At 70.4% G+C, this 14,443-nt stretch carries 14 protein-coding genes; 4 read left to right on the top strand and 10 right to left on the bottom strand.

Translation table 11 applies throughout. The annotated features are described in order from the left end of the window. Position 1 precedes the first annotated feature (1 nt). The 9 genes from ACH54P_RS35760 to ACH54P_RS35720 all read right to left on the bottom strand — a co-directional run bounded on the left by ACH54P_RS35760 (position 2) and on the right by ACH54P_RS35720 (position 9,056). Entirely contained in the window at positions 2-955 is a 954-nt protein-coding gene (locus ACH54P_RS35760; protein WP_489907710.1) for an ABC transporter permease, read from the bottom strand. Next, on the bottom strand, positions 948-1,877 hold the full coding sequence (locus ACH54P_RS35755; RefSeq protein ID WP_489907709.1) for an ABC transporter permease: 930 nt from the start codon (positions 1,875-1,877) through the stop codon (positions 948-950). Before ACH54P_RS35755 ends, ACH54P_RS35760 begins: the two co-directional genes overlap by 8 nt. Before the next feature lie 91 nt (positions 1,878-1,968). Beyond that, a complete protein-coding gene (locus tag ACH54P_RS35750) occupies positions 1,969-3,594 on the bottom strand; it encodes a peptide ABC transporter substrate-binding protein (RefSeq protein ID WP_489907708.1) in 1,626 nt (541 codons plus the stop codon). Positions 3,595-3,831: 237 nt separating this feature from the next. Then, complete coding sequence (locus ACH54P_RS35745; protein WP_489907707.1) at positions 3,832-4,785, bottom strand: Ppx/GppA phosphatase family protein; 954 nt, start codon at positions 4,783-4,785, stop codon at positions 3,832-3,834. 9 nt (positions 4,786-4,794) lie between these two features. Further along, positions 4,795-5,955 carry a lytic transglycosylase domain-containing protein gene (locus tag ACH54P_RS35740; RefSeq protein WP_489907706.1) on the bottom strand — a complete coding sequence of 387 codons (1,161 nt, stop codon included), beginning with the start codon at positions 5,953-5,955 and terminating at the stop codon, positions 4,795-4,797. 153 nt (positions 5,956-6,108) lie between these two features. After that, positions 6,109-6,618 carry a DUF501 domain-containing protein gene (locus ACH54P_RS35735; protein ID WP_489907705.1) on the bottom strand — a complete coding sequence of 170 codons (510 nt, stop codon included), beginning with the start codon at positions 6,616-6,618 and terminating at the stop codon, positions 6,109-6,111. A 52-nt stretch (positions 6,619-6,670) separates the two neighbouring features. Then, positions 6,671-7,033, bottom strand: coding sequence for an FtsB family cell division protein (locus tag ACH54P_RS35730; protein ID WP_489907704.1), 363 nt, complete (start codon positions 7,031-7,033; stop codon positions 6,671-6,673). Between the two features lie 193 nt (positions 7,034-7,226). After that, positions 7,227-8,513, bottom strand: a complete 1,287-nt coding sequence (eno, locus tag ACH54P_RS35725; RefSeq protein WP_489907703.1) for a phosphopyruvate hydratase — start codon at positions 8,511-8,513, stop codon at positions 7,227-7,229. A gap of 96 nt (positions 8,514-8,609) precedes the next feature. Continuing rightward, complete coding sequence (locus ACH54P_RS35720) at positions 8,610-9,056, bottom strand: VOC family protein (RefSeq protein WP_489907702.1); 447 nt, start codon at positions 9,054-9,056, stop codon at positions 8,610-8,612. A 73-nt stretch (positions 9,057-9,129) separates the two neighbouring features. On the opposite strand from ACH54P_RS35720, the gene ACH54P_RS35715 reads away from it, so the two are divergent. Next, on the top strand, positions 9,130-9,534 hold the full coding sequence (locus tag ACH54P_RS35715; RefSeq protein WP_489907701.1) for a tetratricopeptide repeat protein: 405 nt from the start codon (positions 9,130-9,132) through the stop codon (positions 9,532-9,534). Positions 9,535-10,045: 511 nt separating this feature from the next. Here the strand turns inward: ACH54P_RS35715 and ACH54P_RS35710 are convergent. Then, positions 10,046-10,792, bottom strand: a complete 747-nt coding sequence (locus ACH54P_RS35710) for a lysozyme family protein (RefSeq protein WP_489916830.1) — start codon at positions 10,790-10,792, stop codon at positions 10,046-10,048. A 385-nt stretch (positions 10,793-11,177) separates the two neighbouring features. On the opposite strand from ACH54P_RS35710, the gene efeU reads away from it, so the two are divergent. The 3 genes from efeU to efeB are packed head-to-tail and all read left to right on the top strand — an operon-like array spanning position 11,178 to position 14,430. After that, positions 11,178-12,023, top strand: coding sequence for an iron uptake transporter permease EfeU (gene efeU, locus ACH54P_RS35705; RefSeq protein WP_489907700.1), 846 nt, complete (start codon positions 11,178-11,180; stop codon positions 12,021-12,023). Continuing rightward, positions 12,020-13,165 (top strand): iron uptake system protein EfeO, encoded by a 1,146-nt coding sequence (efeO, locus tag ACH54P_RS35700; RefSeq protein ID WP_489907699.1) that lies wholly within the window; start codon positions 12,020-12,022, stop codon positions 13,163-13,165. Before efeU ends, efeO begins: the two co-directional genes overlap by 4 nt. Then, positions 13,162-14,430, top strand: coding sequence for an iron uptake transporter deferrochelatase/peroxidase subunit (efeB, locus tag ACH54P_RS35695; RefSeq protein ID WP_489907698.1), 1,269 nt, complete (start codon positions 13,162-13,164; stop codon positions 14,428-14,430). The genes efeO and efeB overlap by 4 nt, the downstream gene beginning before the upstream one ends. Positions 14,431-14,443 lie beyond the last annotated feature (13 nt).

Here is a 14,443-nt window from a genome sequence, read left to right as displayed (position 1 = left end):
CCTACCTCGACTTCGGATCGAGCGCGTCGCGGATGCCGTCACCCAGCATCACGAAGGCCAGCACGGTCAGGGTGACGAAGGCGCCGGGGAACAGCAGCATGTGCGGGTCCACCCGGAAGTAGTCCCGCGAGTCGCTGATCATCACGCCCCACGAGATCACCGGCGGGCGCACGCCGATGCCGAGGTAGGCCAGCGTCGCTTCGGCGCCGATGAACGCGCCGAGCGCGATGGTCGCGTACACGAGCACCGGCGCGATCGTGTTCGGCAGCAGGTGCCGGAAGATGATCCGCGGGGTGCTCGCGCCGAGGCCGCGCGCGGCCTTGACGTAGTCGAGCTGCTTGGCCACCAGCGTCGCCGAGCGCATGATGCGCATCGCGACCGGCCAGCTCAGCACCGCGATCGAGCAGACCACCTGGACGATGATCGTGACGGCGCCGGGGTTCGAGCCGGGCGCGTTGAACGTCGTCAGGATGACGATCGCGCCGAGCACGAACGGCAGGCCGGCGAAGATGTCGCCGAAGCGCGACAGGAGGCTGTCGACAAAGCGTCCGTAGTAGCCGGCCACGATGCCCACGAGCGATCCGAAGAGGACGGTCAGCAGCGTCGAGAACACCCCGACCAGCAGCGACGCGCGGGCGCCGTAGATCGTGCGCGCGTAGACGTCGTAGCCCTGGTTGTCGTAGCCGAACCAGGCGTCCGCGGACGGGCCTTCGTTGGCGTGCGTGAGATCGCTGAAGCCCGCTTCGCGCGAGCTGAACAGGCCGGGCGCGATCGCGATCAGCACGATCAGGGCGATGATCACGGCGGAGGCGACGAACGCCGGCTTGCGCCGCAGCTGGCGCCACGCGTCGCTCCACAGGCTGCGGGGCTTGTGCGGGCCGGTGGCGGAGTCGTCGACGCGGGACAGCTCGGCCGCGTCGGCCCCGCCGCCGCCCACCAGGTTCGGGTCAGTCATAGCGGATCCTCGGGTCGAGAACGGCGTAGAGCAGGTCGACGACCAGGCTCATCAGCAGGTACACCAGCACCAGCAGGACGACCACGCCGACGACGGTCGCGCTCTCCCGGTTCTGGATGCCGCGGAAGATGAGCCCGCCCAGGCCGTTGATGTTGAACACGCCTTCGGTGACGATCGCGCCGCCCATCAGGGCGCCCAGGTCGGTGCCGAGGAACGTGAGCACCGGGATCACCGAGTTGCGCAGCAGGTGGACGCCGACGACGCGGCTGTTCGGCTGGCCCTTCGCGATTGCCGTCCGCACGTAGTCGGCGCGCCGGTTTTCGGCGATGCTCGTCCTCGACAGCCGGGCGACGTACGCCATCGACAGGCTGCCGAGCGCGATGCCGGGCACGATCAGCTCGCCGATCCCCGGGTCGTCGGACACGCTGGCCTCGATCAGCCCGAGACCGTTGCTGCCCAGGGCGAGCTGCAGCACGATCGCGGTGACGAACACCGGCAGCGAGATCAGGAACGTGGTCGAGACCAGTACGAGGTTGTCGAGGAAACCGTTGCCCCGCAACCCGGTCAGCACACCCGCGGTGAGGCCGATGAGCGCCTCGATGACCACCGCGACCACCGCGAGCCGCAGCGTGATCGGGTACGAGGTGGCGATCAGCTCGCCGACCGAGGTGCCGTTGAAGGTTTCGCCCCAGTCGCCGGTGAGCAGGCTCCCGAGGTACTTGAAGTACTGGACGAAGACGTTGTCGTCCAGGTGGAACTTCTCGGTCATCTGGGCGATGTAGGCCGGCGGGCAGGCGGCCTGGCCGCACTTGCCGGAGAACGGGTCGCCGGGGACGGCCCAGACGAGGACGTAGATCAGGAACGTGGTGCCGAAGAACACCGGGATCAGCTGCAGCAGCCGTCGCAGGACATAGCGGATCATGACGAGTTCCTAGTGCGCGCCGGGCGCCGTGGGCGGGAGTGCGCTCCCGCCCACGACGCCGTGGTGGTGGGTACGGCGGAACAGCGCGGCACTACTTCTTGAGGACCTCGATGGACGGGTAGTCCGGCATGCGCCGGAAGTCCAGGCCCGCGGCCTTGAGGTTCTTCGACTTCGCCGCGACGCCCTTCTCGTCCCACACCGGGATCGACGGCAGGTCCTTCGCGATCAGGTCCTCGGCCTGCTGGTACAGCTTGACCGCGGCGTCCTTGTCGGCGGTGGCGTCCGCCTGGGCCAGGATCGAGTCGACCTGCGGGTTCGAGTAGCTGGAGTCGTTCGAGGACCCGCCGGTCTTGTAGATCGGGTTGAGGAAGTCCTCGATGGACGGGTAGTCCGCCGACCAGTCGGAGCGGCCCATGCCGGTCAGCTTCTTGCCGGTCACGATGCTGCGCCACTGGCCGAAGTCGGTGGCGGGCACGAAGTCGCACTCGACGCCGAGGGTGTTCTTGATGCTGTTGCACGCCGCGGTCAGCGGTTCCTTGCGGCCGCCGTCCGCGTTGGACGCGATGGTCAGCTTGCCCTTGAAGCCCGACTTCGCGAAGGCCTCCTTGGCCGCCGCCGGGTCGAACTTGCAGAACTGGCACACGCCGGCGCGGGCACCCGGGATGCCCTGGGAGATGTAGCCGTCCGCGGGCACGTAGGTGTCGTTCATGACCGTCTTGGTGATCTGGGCGCGGTCGATCGACATCGAGATGGCCTTGCGCAGCTCGAGGTTGTCGTAGCCGGGCACGTAGTACGGCACGGCGATGGTGCTGATCCCGAGCAGGTGGCCGGTGACGAGCCGGTCGCCGAGGTCGGCCTTGTACTTGCCGCCCGCGACCGCCGACGGCGGCAGCGCCTCCATGAAGTCGAGCCGCCCGCTCAGCAGGTCCTGGTAGGCGGTCTCCTGGCTCGAGTAGATCTTGATGTCGAGGTTCTTGAACTTGACCTTGTCGTCACCCTTGTAGTCGTCGAAGCGGGTGAGCTTGATGTCCTGGTTGGGCGTCCGCGAGACGAACTTCAGCGGGCCGTTGCCGATGGGGTGCTGCTCGAAGGCCTTGGGGTCCTTGAAGAACGAGTCGGGCAGCGGCGCGAACGCCTGGTAGCCGACCTTGATGTCGAAGACGGAGAACGGCGCGTTCAGCGTCACCTGGAACTCGTAGTCGCCCTTGGCGACCAGCCCGGACATCTTGTCCGTGGCCGGCTTGGCGTTCTCGTCCTCGGGGTGGACGTCGGCGTAGCCCTGGATGTTCGAGAAGAAGTCGGTGTTGAGCTGGCCGTTCGGCCCGTACGCGCCGTAGTTCCAGGCGTCGATGAAGTTGTGCGCCTTCACCTCGGTGCCGTCGTGGAACTTCCAGCCCTGCTTGATCTTGATGTCGTAGACCTTGGAGTCGGTCGTGGTGATCGAGTCCGCCATCAGGTTGAACGGCTTCGCGTCCGCGCCCTTGAAGCCGACCAGGGTGGCGAACATCGGCTGGATCGCCTTCGTGCCGCCGAGGTCGTTGATGTTGGTCGGGACCAGCGCGTTCTGCGGTTCGGTGCCGTAGACGCTGACCGTGCCGTCCGGGTCCGTCTCGCCGGCGCCCGCGGAGCTGCCCGAGCCGCCGCCGCACGCGGCCAGCACGAGCGCCAGCGAGGTCATCACCACCGTGGGTCCCCAGAGCCTGCGCGAACGACGCATGATCCCCTCCATATCCGTGACGTCCGAAAGGTGAGACGCACGCTAGCGGGGGCGGTGAAGCCGATCACAGGACTGCGGTGTTGCAAATGAGTGACGACCGTCAGGACCACCTGGTTGGAGCACAACGAACGGAGGAATCCGGATGGACCGGACGGCCCAGCGCGGACTGGTGGTCATCACGCGCTCACCCACGGTTTGCGTTGCGGCACAAGCCCTTTGGGGCGGCCGAACGGTCGGTCAGGCGAGGGACAGGGCGATGCCGTCGAGGATGTCGTGCTCGCTGACCACCAGCTCGGTCGGGCCGCCGCGCGCCGCGAGCTGCTCCGCGAGGGTCTGGACCACCACGGCCCCGCCGCCGATGACGTCGACCCGGCCGGGGTGGATCACCGGGTTCGCCGCGCGGGTGGCGTGGTCCTCGGCGAGCAGGCGCGTCGCGAGCCGGTCGATGTCCGCCGGGCTCAATGTGGACAGGTGCACGCGGTCGCTGTCGTACTCCGGCAGTCCCAGCGCGATCGCCGAGAGCGTGGTCACCGTGCCGGCGACGCCGACCCAGGTCTTGGCGCGGGCGACGTCGACGACGTCGAACGCGTCGGTGAGGACCTTGCCGGCCAGGTCGCGGGCGGCGGCGATCTCGTCGGCGGTCGGCGGGTCGCTCTTCAGCGCGCGCTCGGTGATCCGGACGCAGCCGATGTCGACGGACTTCGCGGCGAGCACCTCGGCCTGCCTGCCGTCCCAGGTGCCGAGGACCAGCTCGGTCGAGCCGCCGCCGACGTCGACCACGACGAACGGGCCGTCGTCCGGGTCCTGCTCCCCGACGGCGCCGGTGAAGCTGAGCCGCGCCTCTTCGTCGCCGCTGATCACCTCGGCCTCGACGCCGAGGGTTTCGCGCGTCATGCGGAAGAAGTCGTCGCGGTTCTTCGCGTCGCGGGTCGCCGAGGTGGCGACCATGCGCACCTTCTCGACACCCTTGCGGCGCGCGGCGACCGTGTAGTCGGCGAGGGCCGCCCTCGTCCGCTCCAGCGCTTCGGGAGCGAGCTGCCCGGTGGCGTCGACGCCCTGGCCGAGCCGGACGATCCGCATCTCGCGGTGCAGGTCGCGCAGGTCGACCGTGCCGTCGTGGCGCGGCGTCAGCTCGGCGACGAGCAGGCGGATGGAGTTGGTCCCACAGTCGATCGCGGCAACACGAGGCATGCGATCACCCTAGCCGGACGTCGGCGGCCCCACGGTCGTGGTCGTGGTGGTGGTCGAGACCGAGGTGACCGTCTGCCCGCACGTCGGAGTCGGGGTCGGGGTCGGCTCCGGGGTCGTGGTGCTGGGGGTCGGGGTCGACTTCGGCGGTGGGGTGGTCGTCGTGGTGATCTCCGTCGACAGGATGACCTTCGTGGTCGGCGGCTCGCACGAGGGCGACGTCTCGGTCGTCGTCGTCGTGTCCGGTGTGGTCGGTGGCGGGCTCGTCGGCGTGACCGTCGGGGTCGGCGGGGGCGGGATCGGCGGCGGGGCCGGGGCCAGCGCCGCGTTCGGGGCGCCGACCGGCACCGTGCTGTCCGGCACCTGCATGATCCCGTTGCGGTAGGCCTCGGCCCAGAGGACCACCGTGTTCACGTACGTGTCGGAGTTGTTGTAGCGGTAGATCGCCGCGCGCAGCTGGTCCGGGTTGGCCAGGTCGAACCCGCCCGAGCAGAGGTACCGGCCGGTGGCGAGCGCGGCGTCGAAGATGTTGTTCGGGTCGGACTTCCCGTCGCCGTTGCCGTCGGAGGCGTAGGCCTTCCAGGTCGCCGGGATGAACTGCGTCGGGCCGACCGCCCGGTCCCACACCGGGTCCGTGTCGAGCAGGCCCTGGTCGGTGTCCGGGATGGCGGCGAACCCGCCCTGGCCGTTGAGCTGCGGGCCGAGGATCGGTTCGCGGGTGGTGCCGGTCGCGTCGACGTAGCCGCCGCGGGCGTGGTTGGACTCGATGCGGCCGATGCTGGCGATCAGGGCCCAGTCGATGTGGCACGCGGGCAGCTCGCGGCCGAGGATGTCGGCCGCGGTCTTGTACGCGGCCAGCGCGGTGGCCGGGACGCCGAGGGGGCCGTCGGGGAGTTCGTAGGCCGGGAGCGGCAGCGGCGTGGGGGTGCCGGGGAGGGTGCCGTCGACGGCGATCTGCTGGAGGGCGGCGTGGCCGGGGTCGTAGCCCTGGCCGAGCGCGGCGTCGCGGGTGTGGTCAGCGCTCCCGCCGAGCCAGCCGAGGGTGCCGCCGCCGGCGACCAGCGCCGGGACCACGGCGAAGATGCCGGCGATCAGGGGGTACGCGGTGCGGTGGCGGAGCCCGAATCTTCGGGTGTAGCTCCCGACTGCGTCAGGCAGCCGCCGCACGCGCATAGCTCAGAGCCCTCCTGGCCGGATCGGTCACCACTCTCCCGGGTGACAGCCTGCCGTACCCGAGGCGCGGTTTCACCCCTTCGGGAGTTGGGATCTTCCCGGATCGGGGTTTTCGCTCACCCAGACCAGTAATCTCTTTACGCGGCGCGAGCGTTACGCGGCGCAGTCACCCGAGGGCCACCCGTTCGCCTTAAGGAGCGCGAGGGTTTCGTCACCGAACGGATTGATGCCGGGACCCACCGCGAGCGTGTGGGCCACGTGCACGTGCAGGCACTTGACGCGGCCCGGCATGCCGCCCGCGGTGACCTGGTGGCCGAGCGGCTCGATGGCGTCCCGCTCGGCGAGGTAGGTCTCGTGGGTGCGCTGGTACCGCTCGGCCAGCTCGGGATCGGTGGCGAGCCGCTCGGTCATCTCCTTCATGATCCCCGAGGCCTCGATCGTGCCGATCATCGAGTTCAGCTTCGGGCAGGTGAGGTAGTAGAGCGTCGGGAACGGCGTGCCGTTCTCCAGCCGCGGGCTGGTCTGCACCACGGAGGGGTGCCCGCTCGGGCACCGGGCGGCGATGGCGCGCAACGCCCGCGGCGGCCGCCCGAGCTGCTCCGCGATGATCTCGCGGTCGGCGTCGGTGACGGGCTCGAACCGGTGCTGCTGCGTGCTGTCCACGCGGTCAAGGCTAGTGCGTGAGGCTCGCCACCCGGTCCGCGGCCCGCGCGGGTCAGCCGCCGGAGACCTGGTTCCAGAGGTTCTCGTACCAGGAGCCGCCCGTCACCTGCTGCTGTCCCGGCTGCGGGGCCGCGTCCGGCGCCTTGTCCTCGGGCAGCTGGACGATGTAGGGCGTCTCGCCCGGCTTGACGTACCGCAGCCGTCGGCGGGCTTCCGCCTCGATCTGCGCCGGGTCGCTCAGCTCCGCCTTGCGGCCCTGGAGCTGAGCGACCTCCTGCTGCAGCTGAGCCTGCTGCGCCTGCTGTTCGCGGACCTCGGTCCGCTGGGAGAGGTACGTGCGCAGGGGCACCGCGATGGTGAACGCCAGCGCGCACACCACGATCGCCACCACCGCCGCGCGGCGGGTGGTGGACATGCCGAGCACCTTCGCCGCGCCGGACGCCCGCTTCGCCGCCAGGCCCCGGCGCAGCCGGGCCCTGGTGGTTTCCGCGTCGCCCGTGCGGCGCCGCGCCGCTTCGGGACGGCGGGCCCGTGCGGACCCGCCCGTCCTCGAAGACCCGCCGGCCCCGCGACGGGTGCGTGCCCTCCCCCGGTCCGCCATGGCCGGCTCAGCCCTCGGCGCTGAACCGCGGGAAGGCCAGCTCGCCGGCGTACCGGGCGGCGTCACCGAGGGTCTCCTCGATGCGCAGCAGCTGGTTGTACTTCGCGATCCGCTCGCCGCGGGCCGGGGCGCCGGTCTTGATCTGGCCGACGCCGGTGGCCACCGCCAGGTCGGCGATGAAGGTGTCCTCGGTCTCGCCGGACCGGTGGCTCATCATCGACTTGTAGCCGAAGGACGTCGCCAGCGAGATCGCGTCGAGCGTCTCGGAGAGCGTGCCGATCTGGTTGACCTTCACCAGCAGCGCGTTGGCGGCGCGGCGGGTGATGCCCTCCTCGAGCCGGTCCGGGTTGGTGACGAACAGGTCGTCGCCGACGATCTGGACCTTGTCGCCGACCTCGGCGGTCATGGTGACCCAGCCGTCCCAGTCGTCCTCGCTCAGCGGGTCCTCGATGGACACGAGCGGGTAGTTGGCCAGCAGTTCGCCGTAGTAGGCGGACATCTGCTCGGCGCTGCGCTTGGTGCCCTCGAAGGTGTAGGCGCCGTCGGCGAAGAACTCGGTCGCGGCGACGTCGAGCGCGAGCGCGACGTCGCGGCCCGGGGTGTAACCGGCCTTCTCGATGGCCTGCAGGATCAGGTCGAGCGCCTCGCGGTTGTTCGCCAGGTTCGGCGCGAAGCCGCCTTCGTCGCCCAGACCGGTCGAAAGGCCGCGGCCCTTCAGCACCGACTTCAGCGAGTGGTAGACCTCGGCGCCCCAGCGCAGGGCCTCGCGGAAGGTCTCCGCGCCGATCGGCGCGATCATGAACTCCTGGACGTCGACGTTGCTGTCCGCGTGCGAACCGCCGTTGAGGATGTTCAGCATCGGGACCGGCAGCACGTGCGCGTTCGGCCCGCCCAGGTAGCGGAACAGCTCCAGCTCGGCCGACTCGGCGGCGGCCTTCGCGACGGCCAGCGAGACGCCGAGAATGGCGTTCGCGCCGAGGCGGGACTTCGCGGGCGTGCCGTCGAGGTCGACCAGCTTCTGGTCGACGATCCGCTGGTCGACGGCCTCGATGCCGACCATCTCCGGACCGATCTCGTCGAGCACCGCGGCGACCGCGCGCTCGACGCCCTTGCCGTTGTAGCGGCCGGTGTCCCCGTCCCGCAGCTCGACCGCCTCGTGCTCGCCGGTCGACGCCCCCGACGGGACCGCGGCCCGCGCCAGGGTGCCGTCGTCGAGAGCCACCTCCACCTCGACCGTCGGGTTGCCGCGCGAGTCCAGAATCTCGCGCGCGCCTACCTGCTCGATGAGAGCCACGCCATGCTCCTCGGTGCGTCGTGCCTGCGGTAACGCGCCCAGCCTAGCCGTCGCCGCGGTTCACCCGTTGGAGGCACGGCCGGTATCGGGTGGTCCTCAGTCCTCCGCGCGGACCGCCTGCCAGCCGGGCGGCAGCTCGACGGTCTCGGACGTCTGCTGCCAGAACGTCCAGCTGTTGCCGCCGAGGTCGGCGACGGTGAAGACCCGGGCGCCGTAGGGCTGGTCCTGCGGCGGGTCGAGCTCGCACTCGTCACGGAGGGCGGCCTCGATCCGCTCGTAGTGCCCGTCGACGTCGTCGACGTAGAGGATGTTGAGCTGGCCGACCGGTCCGTCGACGCCCTTGGCCTGCCAGTAGTCCGCGCCGACGCCCGCGATCTGGATCCGCGCGTCGCCCGCGCGGAGGGTCGCCTGGAAGACCTCGCCCGCCGCGTCGCAGAACCGGACCTCCTCGGTGAACCCGAAGACCCTGGTCAGCCAGGCGAGCGCCGCCGTGGCGTCGGCGTAGTAGAGGTAGGGCGCCAGGCCCCGGTACCCGCTGCTCATGGCGGCACAGTCCATCACGTCCCGTTCGGCGGCGTGTGCAACCCCCTCCTCCCGGGGTAACGTTGGAGTGACCATGACGGACGCCGCAGCTGCTTCGCAGCCTCCCGAGGAGTCGCGGTTCCATGCCTTCCGCCAGGCCGAAGACCTGGTCGGCCGCCGTCGTCCGCTGGACGCGCTGAAAGCGTTGCAGCCCCTGCTGGAGTCGGAATCGGACAAGCCGTCGGTCCACCTGCTGGCCGGGCGCGCGTACTTCCACTCCGCTCAGTTGCGGCGCGCCGAGGCGGCGTTCACCCGGGTGATCGAGCTGGACCCGACGGACCACTACGCGCGGTTCATCCTGGGCCGGACCCTGCAGCGCCTGGGCAGGTTCGTCGAGGCACTGGCCCAGATGCGGATGGCGTCGGCGATGAACCCGGTGCCGGAGTACCTCGAGGCGATCAGCGAGGTCAAGGCGCGCATCGCGCTGCGCGAGTCCTGAACGACCAGGGCCGATCGGCCCGGTGCGCCTCGGACTTTCGGCCGATCAGGCCGGGCCCCTCGGCCGATCCGCGACACCCCCTCCGCGGGCGAAGCTGGTTCCAGACCCATTGAGGAGGGACCGGAAATGTCGATCTTCGCCACACTCGGCGCGTACGCCGGCTTGCTGCTGCTGGTGCTGACGGCCGTCACGCCGTTCGTCGCCGACCGCGAGCTCTGAACCCGTCCAGCAGCAGATCCGCCACCTGAGCCCCGCCGACGTCGGAGCCGCGCGAGAGCATCCGCAGCGTGCCGACGGTCGCCCGCGGCAACAGGTCGGGTGCCAGATCCGCACGCAGGACGCCGAGCCGGGGCGCCGCGCCGCAGCGCGTCGCGCCCGGGATGACGCCCGTACGCGGTCAGCCGCACGACGCTGCGCGCCGCCACCCGCGGGAGCGCCGCCATCGCGGCCGCCATGCGGCGGGTCGGGGAACTCGTCGAAAGCGCCGGCCCCGATCGCGAGCTCTGAGAACTCAGGGTGCGACACTCGCCTCCGCGTACGCGTCCGCCGCGCTGAACACGTCCTGTCCGTACGCCAGGGCCTGGTTGTAGAACAGGATCGCCCGCCACCAGCCCGCCGGCGTGCCCAGGTCGTCGGCACCCGAACACAGGAACCGCGCCGCCGTGAAGGCCGCGTCGTCCACGTTCTGGGGGTCCGGGGTGCCGCCGTCGCCGTTGGCTCGCTCCTGGTACTTCTTCCACGTCGACGGCAGGAACTGCATCGGGCCGATCGCGTGGTCCCACGACTTGTCGCCGTCGAGCTTGCCGGCGTCGGTGTCGTGCACCGCCGGCACTCCGGGTGAGCCGTCCAGCGGCGGGCCGACCACCGGCTTCGCGACGCGGCCGTTCGCGCCGATCGCCGCGAGGTCGAACTCCCCCCGTTCCGTCTCGACGCGGCCGATGCCCGCGAGCGTCGCCCACGAGAGGTGGCACGTCGGCTTCTGGCGCTGCATCCACATCTCCGCCCGGCCGTACGCGGCGAGCACGCGCGCGGGGATGTGCGTCTTGTCCGCGACGCGCGTCGCCCACGCGTCCAGCTCGGCCTGGTCCGACACCTGCGGCCGGTCGACCGGCGCGGCGAGCCCGGCGCGCGGTGCTTCGGCGCCGGGCTGCGGACGCTGCTCCGGGATGGCCAGCGCCGGCTGGACCGGCGGCGGCGCGGCCGGCTCGTCCGGGTTCCGGACACCGATCGTGACGACCAGGACCACCCCGGTGAGCACCAGCGCCAGCGCGAGGGCCGCCCGGCTGAGGTAGCGCCGGGGCGGGCCACCCGAGGGCGGCGAGGGGGGCGTGACGGTCGGCTGAGCGGTATCGGCCACCCGGTCAGGTTACGGAGCCACTCAAGAGTGACACTCGTTCCGGTCCACCCGCCGACCGTCTGACCAGGCAAGCGGAGGGTTAAAACAATCCCCCTGCCAGCGACATCACAAATTTTGTTATCGAGTCGACGCGCAGGCCGCTGACCTGCGGTTACCCTAACCTAACTTCGGGCTTCAGTCCTTTTTGCCCGTTTCATCCGCCTCCCCCGGGCGTAGGCTCGCTGGACTTACAGGTGAGCCTTACCTAAAACCTTCACGAACCCCGAAGAACCAGGGAGGCGGACCGGTGTTGTTCTCGAGCGCGCTGATCGGGCTACGCGAAGGCCTGGAAGCGGCGCTGGTCGTCAGCATCCTGGTGGCCTTCCTCGTCAAGACCGAGCGGCGGCACGCGCTGCGCTGGGTGTGGCCCGGCGTCGGCGCCGCGGTCCTGCTGTCGATCGCCGTCGGCGCGGTCCTCACCTACACGACCGCGCAGCTGTCGTTCGAACACCAGGAACTGCTCGGCGGGAGCCTGTCGATCGTCGCGGTCGTGTTCGTCACCGCGATGATCTTCTGGATGCGCAAGGCGTCGAAGAGCATCGCCGCCGAACTGCGCGGGAAGATGGACGACGCGCTGGACGTCGGCCCGGCGGCCGTGCTGCTGCTGTCGTTCCTCGCGGTCGGCCGCGAGGGGCTGGAGACCGCGGTGTTCTTCTACTCGACCGTCCAGGCCGCGCAGTCGGACACCGTGCAGCCGCTGATCGGCTTCGCCATCGGCATCGCCGCCGCCGTCGTGCTCGCCTGGCTGCTCTACAAGGGCGCCGTCCGGTTCAACCTGGGCAAGTTCTTCACGATCACCGGCGTGCTGCTGGTGTTCGTCGCCGCGGGCGTGCTCGGCTACGGCCTGCACGACCTGCAGGAAGCCGCGTTCCTCCCCGGCATCGGCACCCTCGCCTTCGACGCTTCGGCCACGCTGCCCGAAACGTCCTGGTACGGCGCACTGCTGAAGGGCATCTTCAACTACTCGCAGCAGACGACCGTGCTGCAGGCCGTCGCCTGGGTCGCCTACGTCGCCATCGTGCTGCCCCTGTTCCTCAAGCCCAGCAAGAAGACCGCGCCGGCCCCCGCCGCCGCGGCCGCCTCGAAGGAGTGACCGTGCGCAAGACCCCCTCGCTGGCCGTACTGGCCGGCGCCGCCGTCCTGGTGACGCTGGCCGCCTGCGACAGCAAGAGCGACTCCGCGGGTGCCGCGGCGGACGGCGGCCCGATCAAGGTCGCGGCGTCCGACACCGCGTGCGAGGTCTCCGCCACCACGGCCGACGCCGGCAACGTGACCTTCGAGATCACCAACAAGGGCACCAAGGTCACCGAGTTCTACCTCTACGCCGAGGGCGACCGGATCATGGGCGAAGTCGAGAACATCGCGCCCGGGCTGAACCGGCGGCTGATCGTCGAGGTCGCCGACGCCGGCAAGTACCAGACCGCGTGCAAGCCGGGCATGGCGGGCAACGGCATCCGCGGCGACTTCACGGTCACCGGCGGCGTCGCGAAGCAGAACGACACCAACGCGCAGAAGTCCCAGGCCACCAAGAGCTACGCGGACTACGTCGGCAACAACACCGCCGCGCTGCAGGACGAGACGGTGAAGTTCGCCGACCTCGTGAAGGCCGGCAAGGTCGACGAGGCGAAGGCCGCCTACGCCCGCACCCGCGTCTACTACGAGCGGATCGAGCCGGTGGCGGAGAAGTTCGGCGACCTCGACCCGGCCATCGACGTCCGCGAGGCCGACCTCGAGCCGGGCCAGCAGTTCACCGGGTTCCACCGGCTGGAGAAGGACCTGTTCAAGACCGGCTTGCAGCCCGACAGCGCCCAGATCGCCGACAAGCTGGTGACCGACGTCAAGGACCTCGTCACGAAGTCGAAGGCCCTCGAGCTGACCGCGCTCGACCTGGCCAACGGCGCGAAGGGCCTGCTCGACGAGGTCGCCACCGGCAAGATCACCGGCGAGGAGGAGGCCTTCTCGCACACCGACCTCTGGGACTTCCAGGCCAACGTGGACGGTTCGAAGGGCGCGATCACCTCGCTGCGGCCGATCCTGCAGGTGAAGGACCCGGCTCTCGTGTCCACCTTGGACAAGGAGTTCGCCAACGTCCAGGGCCTGCTCGACAAGCAGCGCGCCGGTGACGGCTTCAAGCTGTACACCGACCTTTCCCAGGACCAGGTCAAGGAGTTCGCCTCGGCCGTCGACGCCCTGAGCGAGCCGCTGAGCAAGGTTGCGGAGGTCGTCTCCAAGTGACTGAAGTGTCATCGGAAGAGGGCACGCGCGTTTCGCGGCGGAAGCTGTTCGGCCTGGCGGGCGCGGGTGTCGCGCTCGCCGGGGCGGGGGCCGCCGCCGGCATCGGGATCGACAAGGCGACCAGCGGCAACGCCGAGGCGTCGGTGAACACCGTCGACTTCCACGGCGAGCACCAGGCCGGGATCGTCACGCCGACCCAGGCGAACCTGCACTTCGCGGCCCTCGACGTCACGACGAAGGACCGCGAGAAGCTGCGGCAGCTGCTGAAGACGTGGACCGAGGCGGCCCGCCGGATGACGGCCGGGCAGGAGGTCGTGCCGGGCGGCGCGATCAACGGCGGCGAGTACGCCCCGCCCGGCGACACCGGCGAGGCGCTCGACCTGCCGCCGTCGAACCTGACGCTCACCATCGGCTTCGGGCCGTCGCTGTTCGACGGCCGGTTCGGCCTGGCGGCCAAGCGGCCGCCGCAGCTGATCGACCTGCCGCTGTTCCCGAAGGACAAGCTCGACCCGGCGCGCAGCGGCGGCGACCTGTGCATCCAGGCGTGCGCGGACGACCCCCAGGTCGCGGTGCACGCGGTCCGCAACCTGGTGCGGCTCGGCTTCGGCGTCACCGAGGTCCGCTGGTCGCAGCTCGGCTTCGGCCGCAGCTCGTCGACGTCGCGGGCACAGCAGACGCCGCGGAACCTGTTCGGCTTCAAGGACGGCACGAACAACATCAAGGCCGAGGACACCGACGTGCTCCGCGACCAGGTGTGGGCGCAGGCCGCCGACGGGCAGGCGTGGATGGCGGGCGGCACCTACCTGGTGGCGCGCCGGATCCGGATGCACATCGAGACCTGGGACCGGGAAACCCTCGACGGCCAGCAGCAGATCATCGGCCGCACGAAGGGCGTCGGCGCGGCGCTCGGCCAGCAGAAGGAGTTCGACGAGCTCGACCTCGAGGTCGGCGGCGCGGGTGGCGAGCCGCTGATCGCCGAGGACGCGCACGTCCGGCTGGCGTCGCACCAGGCGCTCAACGGCGTGCGGATCCTGCGTCGCGGCTACAACTTCGTCGACGGTTCCGACGGCGTCGGCCACCTCGAGGCGGGGCTGTTCTTCCTGGCGTTCAACCGCGACACCCGGAAGCAGTACGTGCCGATGCAGCAGGCACTGTCGTCGAAGGACGCGATGATGGAGTACGTCCAGCACACGGGCTCGGCGCACTTCGCCGTCCCGCCGGGTCTCACGCGGCAGTCGAGCTGGGCGGACGCCCTCTTCTCCTGAATCCGGTTGCGCG

The organism is Amycolatopsis sp. N2S4-7 (genome assembly GCF_058119595.1).
The sequence above is the reverse complement of the archived record's forward strand: the minus strand, read 5'-3'. Positions and strand labels throughout refer to the sequence as shown.

What these genes read in the sequence shown, in the direction of transcription:
- ACH54P_RS35760 (WP_489907710.1), bottom strand. Translation starts at nt 955, where the DNA reads ATGACTGACCCGAACCTGGTGGGCGGCGGCGGGGCCGACGCGGCCGAG.
- ACH54P_RS35755 (WP_489907709.1), bottom strand. Translation starts at nt 1,877, where the DNA reads ATGATCCGCTATGTCCTGCGACGGCTGCTGCAGCTGATCCCGGTGTTC.
- ACH54P_RS35750 (WP_489907708.1), bottom strand. Translation starts at nt 3,594, where the DNA reads ATGCGTCGTTCGCGCAGGCTCTGGGGACCCACGGTGGTGATGACCTCG.
- ACH54P_RS35745 (WP_489907707.1), bottom strand. Translation starts at nt 4,785, where the DNA reads ATGCCTCGTGTTGCCGCGATCGACTGTGGGACCAACTCCATCCGCCTG.
- ACH54P_RS35740 (WP_489907706.1), bottom strand. Translation starts at nt 5,955, where the DNA reads ATGCGCGTGCGGCGGCTGCCTGACGCAGTCGGGAGCTACACCCGAAGA.
- ACH54P_RS35730 (WP_489907704.1), bottom strand. Translation starts at nt 7,033, where the DNA reads ATGTCCACCACCCGCCGCGCGGCGGTGGTGGCGATCGTGGTGTGCGCG.
- ACH54P_RS35720 (WP_489907702.1), bottom strand. Translation starts at nt 9,056, where the DNA reads ATGAGCAGCGGGTACCGGGGCCTGGCGCCCTACCTCTACTACGCCGAC.
- ACH54P_RS35715 (WP_489907701.1), top strand. Translation starts at nt 9,130, where the DNA reads ATGACGGACGCCGCAGCTGCTTCGCAGCCTCCCGAGGAGTCGCGGTTC.